Annotated in this window: 10 protein-coding genes and 3 pseudogenes; 4 read left to right on the top strand and 9 right to left on the bottom strand. The window is 57.2% G+C overall.

The features are described from left to right. Positions 1-111: 111 nt before the first annotated feature. The 4 genes and pseudogenes from istB to JZY08_RS27790 all read right to left on the bottom strand — a co-directional run bounded on the left by istB (position 112) and on the right by JZY08_RS27790 (position 3,702). Positions 112-1,017 carry an IS21-like element helper ATPase IstB gene (gene istB / locus JZY08_RS21040; protein WP_246669768.1) on the bottom strand — a complete coding sequence of 302 codons (906 nt, stop codon included), beginning with the start codon at positions 1,015-1,017 and terminating at the stop codon, positions 112-114. Then, positions 959-2,518 (bottom strand): annotated as a pseudogene (gene istA / locus JZY08_RS21045) (IS21 family transposase). The gene istB and the pseudogene istA overlap by 59 nt, the downstream one beginning before the upstream one ends. A gap of 240 nt (positions 2,519-2,758) precedes the next feature. Further along, positions 2,759-2,932, bottom strand: a pseudogene (locus JZY08_RS27615) (IS6 family transposase); the annotation flags it as partial. A gap of 506 nt (positions 2,933-3,438) precedes the next feature. Next, the gene (locus JZY08_RS27790) at positions 3,439-3,702 is read right to left on the bottom strand and encodes a recombinase family protein (protein ID WP_367303908.1); all 264 of its coding nucleotides are present in this window, start codon (positions 3,700-3,702) and stop codon (positions 3,439-3,441) included. On the opposite strand from JZY08_RS27790, the gene JZY08_RS21055 reads away from it, so the two are divergent. Continuing rightward, positions 3,683-4,594 carry an HNH endonuclease gene (locus JZY08_RS21055; RefSeq protein WP_216331590.1) on the top strand — a complete coding sequence of 304 codons (912 nt, stop codon included), beginning with the start codon at positions 3,683-3,685 and terminating at the stop codon, positions 4,592-4,594. The two genes, JZY08_RS27790 and JZY08_RS21055, sit on opposite strands and share 20 nt — an antisense overlap. A 148-nt stretch (positions 4,595-4,742) precedes the next feature. Here JZY08_RS21055 and ggt read toward each other — a convergent pair whose 3' ends face one another. Further along, positions 4,743-6,500 carry a gamma-glutamyltransferase gene (gene ggt / locus JZY08_RS21060; protein WP_216331591.1) on the bottom strand — a complete coding sequence of 586 codons (1,758 nt, stop codon included), beginning with the start codon at positions 6,498-6,500 and terminating at the stop codon, positions 4,743-4,745. A 639-nt stretch (positions 6,501-7,139) separates the two neighbouring features. On the opposite strand from ggt, the gene JZY08_RS21065 reads away from it, so the two are divergent. The 3 genes and pseudogenes from JZY08_RS21065 to JZY08_RS21075 all read left to right on the top strand — a co-directional run. After that, the gene (locus JZY08_RS21065; protein WP_216331592.1) at positions 7,140-8,519 is read left to right on the top strand and encodes a hypothetical protein; all 1,380 of its coding nucleotides are present in this window, start codon (positions 7,140-7,142) and stop codon (positions 8,517-8,519) included. A gap of 412 nt (positions 8,520-8,931) precedes the next feature. Next, the gene (locus JZY08_RS21070; protein WP_216331593.1) at positions 8,932-10,278 is read left to right on the top strand and encodes an MATE family efflux transporter; all 1,347 of its coding nucleotides are present in this window, start codon (positions 8,932-8,934) and stop codon (positions 10,276-10,278) included. 694 nt (positions 10,279-10,972) lie between these two features. Further along, positions 10,973-11,224, top strand: a pseudogene (locus JZY08_RS21075) (hypothetical protein); the annotation flags it as partial. A gap of 204 nt (positions 11,225-11,428) precedes the next feature. On the opposite strand, the gene JZY08_RS21080 reads toward JZY08_RS21075, so the two are convergent. The 4 genes from JZY08_RS21080 to JZY08_RS21095 all read right to left on the bottom strand — a co-directional run bounded on the left by JZY08_RS21080 (position 11,429) and on the right by JZY08_RS21095 (position 14,962). Then, positions 11,429-12,604, bottom strand: coding sequence for an acetyl-CoA C-acetyltransferase (locus JZY08_RS21080; RefSeq protein ID WP_216331594.1), 1,176 nt, complete (start codon positions 12,602-12,604; stop codon positions 11,429-11,431). A 27-nt stretch (positions 12,605-12,631) separates the two neighbouring features. Continuing rightward, a complete protein-coding gene (locus JZY08_RS21085; RefSeq protein WP_216331595.1) occupies positions 12,632-13,318 on the bottom strand; it encodes a hypothetical protein in 687 nt (228 codons plus the stop codon). A 14-nt stretch (positions 13,319-13,332) separates the two neighbouring features. Beyond that, positions 13,333-14,484, bottom strand: coding sequence for an MFS transporter (locus JZY08_RS21090; protein ID WP_216331596.1), 1,152 nt, complete (start codon positions 14,482-14,484; stop codon positions 13,333-13,335). A gap of 91 nt (positions 14,485-14,575) precedes the next feature. Continuing rightward, entirely contained in the window at positions 14,576-14,962 is a 387-nt protein-coding gene (locus JZY08_RS21095) for a MerR family transcriptional regulator (RefSeq protein ID WP_216331597.1), read from the bottom strand. Positions 14,963-15,018: the final 56 nt, after the last annotated feature.

Raw genomic sequence — 15,018 nt, forward strand, 5'->3', positions numbered from 1 at the left:
CACAATCTTCCAGGACTGATCACTCCTGGCGGATCCAGGTGAGCGAACCGCCTCGAAGTCGGGCTTCAAATGCCGCGCTTTAGATTGGTCCCGTTCTCCTGAGCCTTGCCGCTACGCAAGCGGGATAATGGTGCTGCCGGACAAAACGGCGACCGTATGTGAGTTTGAACCGGTGAAGGAAACGTGCCGCGTCAAGCAAGGTGGCTCAGACCATGGGTTCGATACGAAATCGAAGGGGCACGCTATGAAACGATGATTGATCTTGACGACGAAATCCTCATGTGAGCTTTGAGAGCGGTTTTTAAAGCGCCAGGATTCGTTCCCGGTTTCCACGATCTCGCAATGGTGGGTGAGCCTGTCGAGCAGAGCGGCGGTCATCTTGGCGTCGCCGAATACGGCCGGCCACTCGCCGAAGGCCAGGTTCGTCGTGACGATGATGGACGTCCGCTCGTAGAGCCTGCTGATGAGGTGGAAGAGGAGCTGGCCGCCCGCCTGGGCAAATGGGAGATAGCCCAGTTCGTCCATGATGACGAAGTCGAGCCTGGTGATGAAGTCGGCCAGCCGTCCCTGTTTGCCGCTACGTGCCTCCGTCTCGAGCCGATTGACGAGGTCGACGACGTTGAAGAAGCGGCCGCGTGCGCCATTGCGGATCAGAGCACGAGCAAGGGCGATGGACAGGTGAGACTTTCCCGTGCCGGTTCCGCCGACCAGAACGATATTGTGCTGCTCGGCGAGGAAGGCCCCGGTTGCGAGTTGGCGCACCAGGCCTTCGTTGACCGGCGTGTCGGTGAAGTCGAAGTCGTCGATGTCCTTGGCCAGCGGCAGTTTGGCGACGGTGATTTGGTATTTGATGGAGCGCGCTTGCTTCTCGGCGATCTCCGACTGAAGCAGGTCACCGACGATGCGCGGCGGTTCGTGCTGTCGCTTGATGCCGGAGGCCATGATCTCGTCATAGGCGCTACGCATGCCGAACAGCTTCAGCGTGCCCATCATGTCGAGGATTTGGGATCGTTCCATATCAGCTTGCCCTCCTCAGGCTGTCGTAACGGGCGCAGTCGGCCAGAGGCTCATGGGTCAGGCGAAGCGCATCGGGGATGGAAAGGATGGCGGCCGGCTGCGGATCACGCTTGCGGGCCAGAATGTTGATGATGACGGCGGCCGAGAACACGCCCTGATCGATCGCCTCCTGGCAGGCCGCTTCGACGGCGGGGAGCCCGTCCAGGCCCACGCATTCGAGGATCGACACCATCTGCCGGTCGCCGTCATGCATTGCCTTCAGCCGGCGGCGCACCTTCTCCATGGCGGCGGGCAAAACCCAGTCGTGGAACGGCGCACCGTTGCGCAGTGCTCCCGGTTTGCGGGTCAGGACCGGCACGTAATGCCAGGGATTATAGATCGTCTCGCCACGGCCGAAGCAGCGATCGTGTTGGCCGATTTCCACGCCATCCTGCCGGATGACGATGCGATCTGCATAGGCATGTATCTCGGCAGGGCGGCCGACTGCCGTAGACAGTACCGAGTATTTGTTGTTGTCGAAACGCACGAGGCAGGTCTTGCCGATCGAGGCCTGCACAGCGTGGAAGCCGTCGAATTTGCCGGGATAGCCGACCAGGTGCGGCCGCTCCGCATCGAACACCTCCCAGATCGTGCGCTCCGTCTGATCGACGTGCTTATGAGCGCGGGCGTAACTGATGCACTTGTCCAGCAACCAGCCATTCAGTTCATCGTAGGATTTGAAGCGCAGTCGCGGCGTGAAGAAGCGTTCGCGCACCAGATTGACCTGGTTCTCGACCTGGCCTTTCTCCCACCCCGACGCCGGCGTGCAGGCCACCGGTTCGATCAGGTAATGGCTGCACATCTGTAGGAAGCGGCGATTGTATTGCCGTTCCTTGCCGACGAAGACCGTCTCCACCGCGGTCTTCATATTATCATAGATGCCGCGCGTGCAGGCCCCGCCGAAGAAAGCGAACGCCCTGTCATGGGCGTCGAAGACCATCTCTTGCGTCTCGCGCGGATAGGCTCTCACATACATCATCCGGCTGTGGCAGAGCCGGATATGCGCAACCTTCACCGTCGTCGTCACGCCGTTCAGCACGACAATCTCGTGGCTCCAGTCGAACTGGTAGGCCTCGCCCGGCGCGTAATAGAGCGGCACATAGGCTTGCGCCGTCACGGACCCGCGCTCCTTCGCCCATGTTCGGGCGTAACGCCGGACTGTGTCGTAACCGCCCTCGTAGCCGAGGTCGCGCAAGTCCTCGAATATCCGGATCAGTGTCAGCCGTTCGCGAGAAGATTTGGCCTCATTGGCGAGGAGCATTCCATCGAGCTGACCGCGCCAGGGGCCGAGCTTCGGCTGAGGTTGACGGGTCCGTTCGTATTTGAACTCCGTCTCATCGGTGCGCAAAACCTTCCGCACCACTTTCCGCGATATGCCCAACTCCCGGCAGATCGCCTTGATCGACTTGCCCTGAACATGGGCTAGCCGCCGTATCTTCAGAATTGTTTCCACAATAAGCATCCGAACAAAAAGCCTCCGATGAAACCGGAGGCTGTTGTAACCCCATTGCAGATGGGGGTCCCGTTTGGACGCCGATCACCCCATGTGCGGGGTCCTTATTCCATGCCTAATCACAGAAAGGGCGAAGGCGCATGAGGCTGGCAGATCAACACTTCGCGGCAGTGCATTGTCGTGACGGGTGCCGAAAGGGTGACGTCGCCTTCAAGGATCGGAGCCGCGGCAAGACACGCATCCCAAATTTCAGAGCACGGTCGACAATGCAATTTCACGACAGGGGGTGACGGCGCTGGCGCGGAGTTCGCGGTGGTTTATGACAGTGAAATGTTTCCGATCGAGATGAAAGAGGTTGGCAACCTGGCCATGAACCGAGACGGAACGTTGACATTGCCGAGCCGATTTGAAGCGCATCATCCGCCACTGATCTGACGGAACCTGTATGTTTGGGGTGAGTTACCTTTGATGAAAAATAAGTGGTTTTGGGTGTGGCTCTCGATACTTGTAATACCCGTCTTCTCGCTGATCGTAGTTCAGATCGATACGAGCTCTGGAGCCTCGATCGGCGGTGGCGGTTACGACCTCGGTCCGTTTCTATATTCTTGGCTGTTGATCATCGTCACAGGTGTCTGGTCCTTTTGCACTCTTGCAGCCGCACTAATTCATCGTGACCGGGCGGCAAAGATACGAGCCTTATGCTTGACCGTGATGGGTTTTATTACCTTCGTAACGGTCCTGCTTCTTTATCAAAAGAACCTTTCATAGATTAATTTGCCAAAGGGAATCCTCAACGATTCTGAGCGATGGCACCTCGTGGACGACGTGTAGCTCGGCGGCATTCTCCCGTGAGACCCGACGTTCTGTCGCGGGATTTTTCCGATAGGCGAGGCGGTTGAAGGCGACCAGCCCGATATAGGTCTGATTGTTCAGAATGCCGCTGCCGCGATTTCAATGCCAGCGAATTGCGGTCCCCTGCCAAGTCGGGCGCGAGGACCGGATACACCGCGTGCATTGAGTTCCTCAGCGATCCTGACAGGGCTCATGCCGTCGGCGTACTGCTTAAAGATCCAGACGATGGTTGCAACGTGCGTAAAGCACGACGCGCTTGGTGGCATGCATAATAACCGATCTCCCTGGTTTGAATCGCAGTCACCATGGTAGACATCGAGTATGGGATTCGGGGTTTTCATTCACCGCACAGATTCGATCTATGACGACAGCCCGGCTGAGCAGTATCAGTTTCCGAGCCAGTATCTTGGCCGTGTCCAGGCCTGCATGAGAGACTGGATCACCTATTACGAGCCGCGAAAGGTGGCGGCGACACGCGGATATTTCGCGGTGGCCAAAGTCGCACAGGTCATTCCAGACCCCAAAGCGCCCGGTATGTATCTGGCTCTGATCGAACCCGGCAGCTATCTCGATTTCGTCAACGCCGTTCCCTTCCGCGGGCCAGACGGTGTGATCGAGCGCGGGGTGCTTAACGAAGCGGGGCGGATTTCGGGAAGGGCTCAAGCAGCAGTTCGGCCAATCTCAGCTGCAGATTTCAACCGCATTCTGTCTATTGGGCTGGCGGAAGATCAACCTGAGCTGCCGCGATCGGGAGAGCTAATCGACGCGGTATTGCCGGACGGGTTCGCTGAGAGCACCCAAGCTCCCTTCATATTCGAGCAGGATAGGGCGCGAGTGACGCACCTTTCATCGCGCATCGTTCGCGATCGCCTGTTTCGCCGCTTGGTCTTGCAGGCCTACGATAAACGATGCGCGATAACAGGCTTGAAGCTGATAAACGGCGGTGGTCGCGCCGAGGTCGATGCTGCCCATATTCGCCCCGTTGAAGCGAACGGCCCGGACATTCTGTCGAATGGCATCGCGCTTTCCGGAACTGCACACTGGATGTTCGATCGTGGCCTTATCGGCTTGTCGGACGATCTCGAGGTCTTGATTTCACGCCATGCAAACGATCGCGACAGCATCCAAGGTCTTATCAACAAGACCAGAAGAGCGATCGTGCCGGTAGGTATTCACGAACGCCCGCACCCCCAGTTTTTAAAATGGCATCGTGAGAATACATTCAAGCACTAAAGCGAGTGGTGGATCGCAGTCGACACCCAGGAAATGCATATGTCTCACTCGAAGGCTCAATATCTGATCAGACTGGTGCGGCTGCCGCCTGCATCAGGCCCGTTTGCACCATCGCGGCGAAAAATATGTTCTGATTGGGCGCCAACATTCACTCCCCTACAACCATTCCCTCGCGTCGTGGATCGGCGCTGCCGGCCAAACCCTGAGCGGTTATCTCGATAGCATGTAAACCGGAATTCATCTCGCCCGGTTTCACCTCGTAACCCAGCGCCTTCAGCGGCCCGATCAGTTCTTCCGCGCTGGTGCCGGCCTCGATGTCGTAGGTCCCGAACCGGTTGATGAGATGCGGCTGGGCGACGATCGCCTCAACCGGCATGCTCCAGTCAATGTAGGCGATCAACGCCTGTGTCACATAGCCGATGATCTGGCTGCCGCCGGGGGAACCAATGGCGAGCAGTGGTCTTCCATCCTTCATCACAATAGTCGGGGCCATGGAGGAGCGCGGCCGTTTGCCGGGCTCAACGCGGTTGGCGATCGGCAGGCCGCCGTCATGGGTCTTGAAGGAGAAGTCCGTCAACTCGTTATTGAGCAGGAAGCCGTTCGTCATCAGACGCGAGCCGAAGCCATTTTCGATCGTCGTCGTCATCGAGACCACGTTGCCATCCCCGTCGACGATGACAAAATGGCTTGTGGAAGGCAACTCTAGCGCGGCATCCCGGCCGAAAACTAGCGCGTGGTCCCATTGCGGCTCGCCAGCCTTGACGGCATCGTTGGCCAGCGCCTTGTCGCCGTCGAGCAGCTTTGCCCTTTCGCCTAGATAGGCCTTGTCCAGCAAGCCTTTGATCGGCAGTGGCACGAAATCGGTATCAGCGACGTAACGCTCGCGGTCGGCGAATGCGAGACGCTGCGCATCGCCGATAATGCGCCAGCTTTCGCCATTTTTCGGCCCCAGGCTCCTTAAATCGAAATTCTCCACCAAGCCTAGTATCTGGCCGACGGCGATGGCGCCCGAAGAGGGCGGTCCCATGCCGCACACATCAAGAGCACGATAATTGAGACAGACAGGTTCGCGCTCGATCACGCGATAGTTGGACAGATCGGTCAGCGATAGCACGCCGGGATTGTCGGGTGCCCCACGCACGGTGTTGACGACCGCCTCGGCAATTCTCCCTCTATAAAAAGCATCGGCACCCCCTTTGGCGAGCACCGCAAGCGTTTCGGCATAGGCCGGGTTCTTCAACAGGGCACCGGTCTGCAGGGCGGCCCCGGAGGTGTCGAAGAAATATGACCGGGCCTCTTGATATTTCTTCAACCGGTCGCCCTCGGACGCGATCAGGGAGGCAAGGCGCGGTGACACCTTAAAGCCCTCGGTAGCCAGCGTTTCCGCAGGCTTCAGGAGGGTTGCCCATTCCGCCTTTCCATAGCGTTTGTGGGCTTCCTCCAGAAGCCGCACTGTTCCCGGTGTGCCAACGGAGCGGCCGCCGACCACTGCGTCCATGAATTTAAGCGGTTGGCCGTTGTCATCCAGGAAGAGCTTTGGCGTGGCTTCCATGGGCGCCGTCTCGCGGCCGTCAAACGTTGTTAGCTTGCCGCTTTTTGCGTCGTAGTAGACCAGGAAGGCCCCGCCGCCGAGACCGGAACTCTGCGGTTCAACGAGGCCGAGCATGGCCTGCACCGCCACCATTGCATCGATGGCGTTACCACCCGCTGCGATCACGTCGCGACCCGCCTCAGCCGCCAGCGGATTGGCCGCCGCCACCATGAAGCTCTTTGACTCGATACGTTTGGCAGTCGCAACATCCGTTGCTTTCTCGGGCGCCACCGTGTCGGACGCCTGCTGCGCGGAGGCGATTGCGGTGGAAAGCATCAAGGCGAGAACAGCCTCACTGAGAACTCTCATTTTCATTAGCCTTATCCTCCAGAGAGGGACAACCAGTTCATGCAAGTAGGGTATCAAACTGAGCCAGCACGCAGGCCGAACCTGTATCGACCAAGGCGCGGACCGTTGTCCGGATTGTTCCTTCGTTCCCGTAAAGGTTCGACCTTCACCGGTATTTCGGCCCCGTCCGTTGGTTCGCCCGTTATTGAGCGTCGGTGTGGTGCGCCGCTTTTTTCGACACTATGGTGGCTGTTTCGCCGCATGTCCATCATGTCGAAGGGTCGACATATCGTTGGAAACGGAGCCTCCGTTAACAGCAGTGTCGCCGGTTCGATTTGCATCAAGAACTTTGTAAATTGCATAAGTCTCGATGCAAGCCGCCTCCCGGCATTAAAAAATAGGGCTGCTTTGCGCCTCAGGAAACGCCGATAGCCTCTCAAGCATCCGTAGACGAGCGTTTCGAAGCAATTCGTTTTGGTATCGGTGCGCCTGTCTCCAACGGCTTTGGCATTTCGCTGCAGTGTAAGAACAACAGGGGATTGATTTCACGTTTTGAAATGAACGGTCACCGAAAATGAGTTCCCATCCGGCGACTATGCGGTCATGTCTTTATCACAGGTCGTGTGAGCCATTGCTCTACGATACGCGAGGCAAAGAGTTGACAGTATGGAAAATCCGGTTGCACTGAATAGTCTTTCCGAAAACACGGTCTTTCGTAAGGGCGATGTTTTCGTACTGTTCGGCGAACTATTCGGCCGCGGATACGCCACCGGCTTGCTTGACGAAGCCAAGCGGGCTGGAATGGAGATTGTGGGGATCACCGTCGGGCGGCGCGACGAGAACAACGCGCTCCGGCCGCTTGACGCCGAGGAACTGTCTTCGGCGGAGGCCCAACTGGGCGGCAGGATTATCAACATACCTCTTATGGCGGGTTTCGATCTCGATGCGCCCGCAGACGGTCCAACTCCCACCGATCTCCTGGCAAAGATGACCTTGGAGAGCTGGGAACACGACAAGCTCGACTGGGACTATGTCGGGCAATGCCGCGACATCGCTACTGCGCGTTTTACGGAGTCGCTTTCAAGGGTCATGACCGTTCTAGACGGAATGATTAGCGCTGGCCGCAATGTTTTCTTCGCCCACACAATGGCTGGGGGCGTTCCGAAGGCGAAGGTATTCCTGGTCGTCGCCAATCGAATCTACAAGGGAACTGGCGCCCGCCACATGTCTTCGCAGACCCTGCTCGACAGTGACATGGGAAAGCTCATTCTGCAGAATTTTGACGATGTCTCCGCAAACACCTTTCGCCATCTCATTGATTTCAGCACGGCGATCCGCGAGCGCGTCGAAGCTTCGGGCGGACAAGTGCGATATACGGCCTATGGTTATCATGGATCGGCGGTCCTGATCGATGGGAGCTATCGTTGGCAGACCTATACCAACTACACCCAGGGATATGCGAAGATGCGGCTCGAAGGCATTGCAGAGGAAGCTTGGGCGACAGGGATCAAGGCAACTGTCTATAACTGTCCCGAAATCCGGACCAACTCGTCCGATGTGTTCACGGGTATCGAGCTGCCCCTCATACCGCTGCTGCTTGCGTTGAAGAAAGAAAACGGCGGCCAATGGGCAGACGAACAGTGGCAGGCCTGCCAGCAGCTTCTGGCCGATGGCTTAACCATGAAGGATGTTTTCCGGAAGATCGCCGCCATGCAGGCCAGCGAGGTCATGCGCCCGTTCTATGTCTTTTCGGCTTGGCCCATGGCAAACAGTCAGGCACAGGCCGATTTGACCATTGGCACGTCAAACGAGATCACCCAGATGCATCGGGATGGCAAGGTGATGATCAGCGACCTCCTGAGCGGTCTCGTTGTGAAGGCAACCGGGCAGCTAATTTTTGGCGAATCTTCGGAACCCTCCGGTCCCGTCCTGTGGCTCAACCACGATATCGTGGCTCGGCGACTTAACTCTTCCCACCCGCATTCGGAGTCTTCTGCGCCGCCTATCGCGCAGGGAATGGAACCCTCACACCTTGAGGTGGCGTGACGGCTTCCCAACTTAGCTTGAAAGCTGGGCGCTTTGGCCATGGAGCGACAAATTTTGTGACAAGAACACTCCTTCTTTCCAGCCGTTCTGACGGACGCCGAGATGCCCCCGAAGCTGCCGTTGGACCTATGCTACCTGCTGCCCAGCTCGAGGTGGAACCTGAACTGACGGTTCTGGGTAAATGTCGTCCCTCAGCCAACAGGATGAGGGCGACTGGGTTTTGCTTGACCGCGTAGCGATGCAGTCATATAAATCTCCCGGCTTCAGGAGGCCTGCCGCTTGCATGACACCCTGTCATTGGTGAACTCCTGCTCGTACAAGCTGATCGCAATATCCCCTTTTGGGTAGTTGGTGCGGTGGCAATGCAAGCGCCCACTCAGAAAATCCGACTTGCCCATTTTGGAATGTTGAGATGAGTGAGCAAAACCGTTCGGCCTCCGTGCCGACCAATTCGTTCCTGCGTGGATCGATTTCTTCCGTTTTTATTCGAACCAGCCTGCCGATCATCCTTGTGACCATGGTCAATGGGATGCTGATCGTCGCCGATGCTATGCTACTGGGTGCCTTTGTCGGGCCCGAAGCGCTTGGTGCGGTAACACTGGTCTTTCCTTTCTCCATGCTACTGGTGGCGGCATCAGCTATTGTCGGTTCCGGCATGGCCAGCGTGCTTGGGCGCCGTCTTGGCGCGCGTGACATGTCAGAGGCTTGTGAGGTCCTCGCTTCGGCACAGGGTCTGGCTGTCGTGCTTGGTGTGGTTACGATCGCCCTGTTTTTCCTCGGTGGCGGCGTGATCGTTACCTGGATGGCAGCTGGCAACCAGCACCTCGCCGATACGGGGTGGCGCTTTCTGGCGGTCTCCTTTGTCGCAGCGCCGGTCATGTTTCTGCTGACAGTTCATTCGGACGCGCTCCGCACCGAGGGGCGCGTGGCGTTCATGGCCATGGCCGGTGTAATCCTGACGCTTGCGAATATTGCTCTCAATACATTGCTGATCGGCTATTTCCAGTTCGGAGCCGCTGGTTCTGCTGGCGGAACTGCGCTGGCACAGCTAATTGCGCTTTTGCTCATCATTGGCTATCGCATGGCGGGCAAGGGCATTTTGCCAGTTGTCGGTTTTCGGATTGGTCGAAGTTGGGGTGAGATGCTGGCCCTGGGAATACCGAGAAGCATGAACTTCATCGGTCTCTCCCTGAGTTCCGCGGCGGTTCTATTCTCATTGCATCGCCTGAATCTTGACAATCAGGAAACCATGGTGACCGCATATGGCGTCGTCATGCGTGTCATGACCTTCGCGTTTCTGCCCCTTATGGGCATGAACCTCGCCCTTCAGGCGATTGTCGGCAACACCATTGGGGCAGGACAAGCCGACAGGGCATCGGATACATTGCGTTTGGCCATTTGTGTCAGTGCGGTTTATGGCCTCCTTACTCAGTTGACCCTGAGCCTGGCGCGCGATGGCCTTGGATGGCTCTTCGTGAGCGATGCCACGGTGGCGCTGGAAGTGGCCAGGATTGTTCCGGTCTATGTTGCCGCCTACTTCGCCTTCGGTCCTGTCCTGATGGCCGCGAGCTATGTACAAGCCGTTGGGAAGGTGCGTCAGACCGCGATCCTCTCGCTGGGCCGAACCTATCTGTTCGCCATTCCACTGACCCTGACACTTCCCTTGATCTGGGGGGAAACAGGCATCTGGGCGGCAGCGCCGATGGCAGACCTCATGATGCTCGTTCTGGCAGGGCTTATCTGGCGGCGAGACCGCTAGAAATCCGGTGAGAGGAAGCGTTTTGAGATAAAAGCAGATCTCATCAGAACAGGTGTCGCCAGGTCGATCTGAACCATTACGTTGTGAGTAAGCGCCGAAGATTCACGCCGATATATTCTTTCTGAGGCGCTGTTTTATTCATCTTTACTTGCTTGGAGCGCAAGTAAAGATGAAAGCTCGCCCCCGCAACCAATCACTACGCTACACTATCCCGCGACAGCCTAAAACTACGATCCAGTACGCTAGACAGCTAAGATCATCGACCCTAAATCCCCGACATAAAACACAAATTCCGAAAGTAACAGGTGCAAAGCAGGGGCGCACGTTCGCGCGGATCTTGCGGCGTGCCCGAGGGATATATGATGTGGCGGCAGTTTAATGTCGCGACTCTGACAAGCCGAAAGCGCCAACGCGGAATGCATATCTTTCCGATGACGCACACACGCCCTCGCGAGAACGAGCATTGTCACGCAGTATAATAATGAAATAGCGCTGTAGAGTATTTATTTCCCTAATCACTGAAATATCGGCATACGCTGTGTATTGCCGTGCGTTGTATATTTATGAAGTGAAATATAGAAATTTTCTAACCATAGACAACCTATGCTTATCGATGGTTATAAGTCCAACCCTTAACCGTACCATGTGAGAAACTCAAATATTTATATAGAGTTCGTTTAGCAAATTGTTTGCCATAAAATCAATGGCTTACGATGTTTCGAAAATCAGCATGAAAGCCTCGTTGGAGCCGGCATTTCGGGCCGGTGTCGAACTTGCGCGTCTGGACGAGCGCATGGCCCGATCGCATGTCGGGCCAGGATGGACCGAGCGCTCTCATTTCACCGACGCCTGCGCCTCGCTGTGGATCGACGGCGAACTCGTCCACTTGGAAGACCTCGTCCTCCACGACGCTACGATGGATATTCGCACACCCACCCACGAGCTGAGATGTATTTCGCAACGGCATCTTCGGTGAGGGGATCATGCATAAAACACTTCTTCAATTTTTTCTACACGGGTTTAGTTGATGGATATTTTGGCATTCCACTAATCAAGTTTATTGGTTTCAGCACCGACCCTCGAGCGATCCCGTGGATGCGCGTGCCACGGCGACGAGATGCCGCTTTTCAATTGTGTTGGGATGGCAACATCAACCGCGCTCGACACACATCGCGACACCCATTCCACCGCCTATGCAAAGCGTGGCCAGCCCCTTTTTCGCGCCCCGGCGCTTCATTTCGTATATCAACGTATTGAAAATACGTGCGCCGGATGCGCCGACCGGATGTCCGATGGCGATGGCGCCACCATTGACGTTCACAATCTCAGGATTCCACGACATGTCGCTATTGACCGCGCAGGCTTGTGCGGCGAAGGCTTCGTTGGCCTCCACAAGATCAAGGTCAGACACTGACCAGCCTGCCTGTTTTAGGGCCTTGCGCGCAGCCGGGATTGGGCCTGTTCCCATAATTTGCGGGTCAACGCCCGCGGTCGCCCACGATACGATCCGCACCAGCGGTGTCGCGCCTCGCCGTACAGCCTCTTCTTCGCTCATCAGCACAACTGCGGCCGCCCCATCATTGATTCCCGATGCGTTGCCGGCTGTTATGGTGCCGTCCTTATCGAAGGCGGGACGTAGCTTCTGCAATCCGTCGAACGTTGTATCGCGGCGAATATACTCATCGTCTTCCACCACCGTGTCGCCCTTGCGGCCCTTCACGATTATTGGGACGATCTCTTCCTTAAAGCGGCCGGCTTTCTGTGCTGCCGCGGCCTTGTTCTGTGAGGCCACCGCGTATTTGTCCTGGGTCTCTCGCGTCACATTCCACTGACGTGCCACATTCTCTGCGGTGGTGCCCATGTGGTAACCGAAGAAGGCGTCGGTGAGACCATCCTTGATCATGGTGTCGATCATCTTGAAGTCGCCCATTTTGACGCCGCCGCGCAAATACGCGCAGTGGGGAGCCACGGACATGGATTCCTGTCCACCCGCTACCACGATCTGGGCATCGCCATTCTTGATCTGTTGCAGGCCAAGCGCGATGGCACGAAGGCCAGAGCCGCATAGCTGGTTAAGTCCCCAAGCCGTGGTCTCGGCCGGGCAACCCGCGGCCATCGAGGCTTGACGTGCCGGGTTTTGTCCCTGTCCGGCCGTGAGGATCTGGCCAAGGATCACTTCGTCCACCTCCGCACCCTTGACATGCGCTCGAGCCAAAGCTTCTCGGATAGCGACTGCGCCCAATTCATGCGCAGCAAGGCTCGCAAAGGCTCCGTTGAACGCTCCTACCGGCGTTCGGGCGGCACCCACAACAACGATTGCACCCATCTCCAGTATTCCTTTCTTCTGTGTCTGTTAGGAAGGACGAACCTTGTGCCCCTGCTCGACCAACCAGGAATCATGCAGCCATTTTTCGGTCTTGCGGTGGCCCGGAAATGTCACCCAGACAATATCGCGCTCGAAGACCATGACCTTGCGGTCGGCTCCGACGATCACCCACATCCAGCGACCATCGGCACCGTTGCGCATCTTCACTTTCATACCGGTGAGAGTGAAGTTTTCGGTGCGACCGTTGCGCGTGGCGCGCAGCGGTTCGTCATGCGGTTCGATCCAGCTGATTTTCATTCCCGGCAGCAGGTCCGGCGCAGCGGTTCGCAGAAAATCCATAGCGATCTTCTGGGTGTCTTCCCGCGATGGCAATCGGCCGCCGACCAGATCAAGGTCCATGCGGGTGAAGCCTTTCAGGCGGCCATCGTCTGCAACGATGACGCTGAAGTGCTCACCTCCAAGGTCGGCGTTACGCCGATCAGCTCTTTCGTAGCGGACAAGCTGTGCGCCTTCGCCGTCTACCGTCACGCGTCGTTGTGCGATTTCGGCGTAACCGGGTGGCATGATCTTGGCGACGGTGGTATCGGCAGATTCGATCACGGGACTTGCGGCGGTCACGGCATTTCCTTTCTTCGTATCCGCCAGGGAGGTGGCGGCGCTACCGGCAATGACACCGAGGACTGTTGCGGCTATCGCTGACAGGGTACGGAGCATAACAATCACCTCTTTCAGTGCTGAGTTGCGTTTTGTGGACGGCGGTTCGTGGCGGTAATGCCGATCAAGGCTGCGAGCAGAAGTCCGGCAGGCAGGAACCAAAGCGGCAACAAGCCGAAGCCCACGAGCGATTGCGTGATGGGCGGTGCGAAGCTCGCACCGAGGAACAGGCAGAAGCTGTAGATGGCGAGCGCCAGCCCGCGGTTAACGTTCGTGGCACGCCCCGCGACCGTGGCGATCAGTCCCGGCACGGCCAGAGCCACGCCGCCCGACAGGAACACCGACGCAACAGTCAATGCCACCGCTCCGCCAACTGCGGCGACTGCCAGGGCTAACGCTGCGATGATCAAACCCAAACGTGCCGTCAGCGTGGGGCCGAAGCGTCGCGTCGTCGGAGCAGCCGCGAAAGCCAGAAGCAGGGGAGGTAACCCGACCAGGCGGAGTGTCTGAAGGTCAATACCGGCCCCGCCGCCAAGCGCTTGAGCGCCAGCATGAAACACGACAAAGCCGAACAGCACCGTAATCGCCGCCGCCCATCCCGACACAACGAGAGGATCGCGCAGTAACTGCATCAATCGGGATTTCGGGTTCCTCGTTTGCACTGCTTGGGCATTGCCACCGCTCTTTGCGGCAAAGAACAATCCAACGGCACCGATCAAGTAGAGAGGGCTTAGCTCAAACATGATTATTGGCAAACCGCCACTCGACCGCGCGGCGAAGAATTGTGCAAGGGGTGCCGCGCCGAGGAAGGCGAAACTCATCAGCGAGACACCCAGGGGCCGATGTTGCGGCGGCAGTTCTTCGGCTACCAACGACAGTGCGGCTGGTGGAAATGTTGAGGCGGCAAAGCCCTGAATAGCGCGGGCGCTCAATAATATGGCGAAATTCGGCGCCAACCCTACCAGAAACGTTGCCAGGGCCGTTGCGATAAGACCCACCAGAATAACTCTCTTGCGCCCATAGCGATCGGATAGCGGACCAAAGATCAGAAAACCGGCCGCATAAGCGAATCCGAAGGCCGAGCCGGACAAGACAGCGTTCGCTGGTGTTATACCGAACCGGCCCGCGATATCGGTTACAAGCGGTATCGTCACATAGAGCTGGCCGACGACCAGAAAGCCACATGACATCAGGAGCATGAGAAGGCTGGCGTGTCGGACTGTCATAACTTTAACTCCGGTTGAGGCTGTTTATGCAAAATATCAACTTAACGTCAGGTGTAGATTTAAGTGCCGGCTATTCTCGCCATTGACTTGATTAGGCACGGGCCTGCGCTATCAACATCTTCATCCGCTCGATATTCGCTTCAAGATCGGTTTTGAACGAGTTGAGTTCTACGAGTTGAGCGTTTGTTTTCGTCAGTTGTCCTTCGAGAATTTCCAGAACTTTTGTTTTTCCACGAATACCGGTCCCGTCTGAGAAATACAGGTCGATGACACTGGCGATCTCATCGAGACTGAGGCCAAGGCTTTTCAGAACTGCGATTTTTTCCAGGCGTTTGACCGCCGTCTCATCGTAATAGCGATAGCCGGCTCCTTCCCGCTCGGTGGGTGCCAAAAGTCCTATCCGTTCGTAATAGTGGATCGTGCGATGACTGACATTTGCGCGCGCAGCCAGTTCGCCAATCTGCATCTTATAGGGCAATATCCGGTCCTTCGTAATGTGCTATCTACACCTGACTGAAGCTTTAACTCCTTTGC

Source organism: Rhizobium sp. X9 (genome assembly GCF_018873185.1).
Lineage (GTDB): Bacteria > Pseudomonadota > Alphaproteobacteria > Rhizobiales > Rhizobiaceae > Agrobacterium > Agrobacterium oryzihabitans.

Excerpts from the sequence above, each read along its gene's own strand:
- istB (WP_246669768.1), bottom strand. The coding sequence starts at position 1,017 with ATGGAACGATCCCAAATCCTCGACATGATGGGCACGCTGAAGCTGTTC.
- JZY08_RS21055 (WP_216331590.1), top strand. The coding sequence starts at position 3,683 with ATGGGATTCGGGGTTTTCATTCACCGCACAGATTCGATCTATGACGAC.
- JZY08_RS27790 (WP_367303908.1), bottom strand. The coding sequence starts at position 3,702 with ATGAAAACCCCGAATCCCATACTCGATGTCTACCATGGTGACTGCGAT.
- ggt (WP_216331591.1), bottom strand. The coding sequence starts at position 6,500 with ATGAAAATGAGAGTTCTCAGTGAGGCTGTTCTCGCCTTGATGCTTTCC.
- JZY08_RS21065 (WP_216331592.1), top strand. The coding sequence starts at position 7,140 with ATGGAAAATCCGGTTGCACTGAATAGTCTTTCCGAAAACACGGTCTTT.
- JZY08_RS21070 (WP_216331593.1), top strand. The coding sequence starts at position 8,932 with ATGAGTGAGCAAAACCGTTCGGCCTCCGTGCCGACCAATTCGTTCCTG.
- JZY08_RS21080 (WP_216331594.1), bottom strand. The coding sequence starts at position 12,604 with ATGGGTGCAATCGTTGTTGTGGGTGCCGCCCGAACGCCGGTAGGAGCG.
- JZY08_RS21085 (WP_216331595.1), bottom strand. The coding sequence starts at position 13,318 with ATGCTCCGTACCCTGTCAGCGATAGCCGCAACAGTCCTCGGTGTCATT.
- JZY08_RS21090 (WP_216331596.1), bottom strand. The coding sequence starts at position 14,484 with ATGACAGTCCGACACGCCAGCCTTCTCATGCTCCTGATGTCATGTGGC.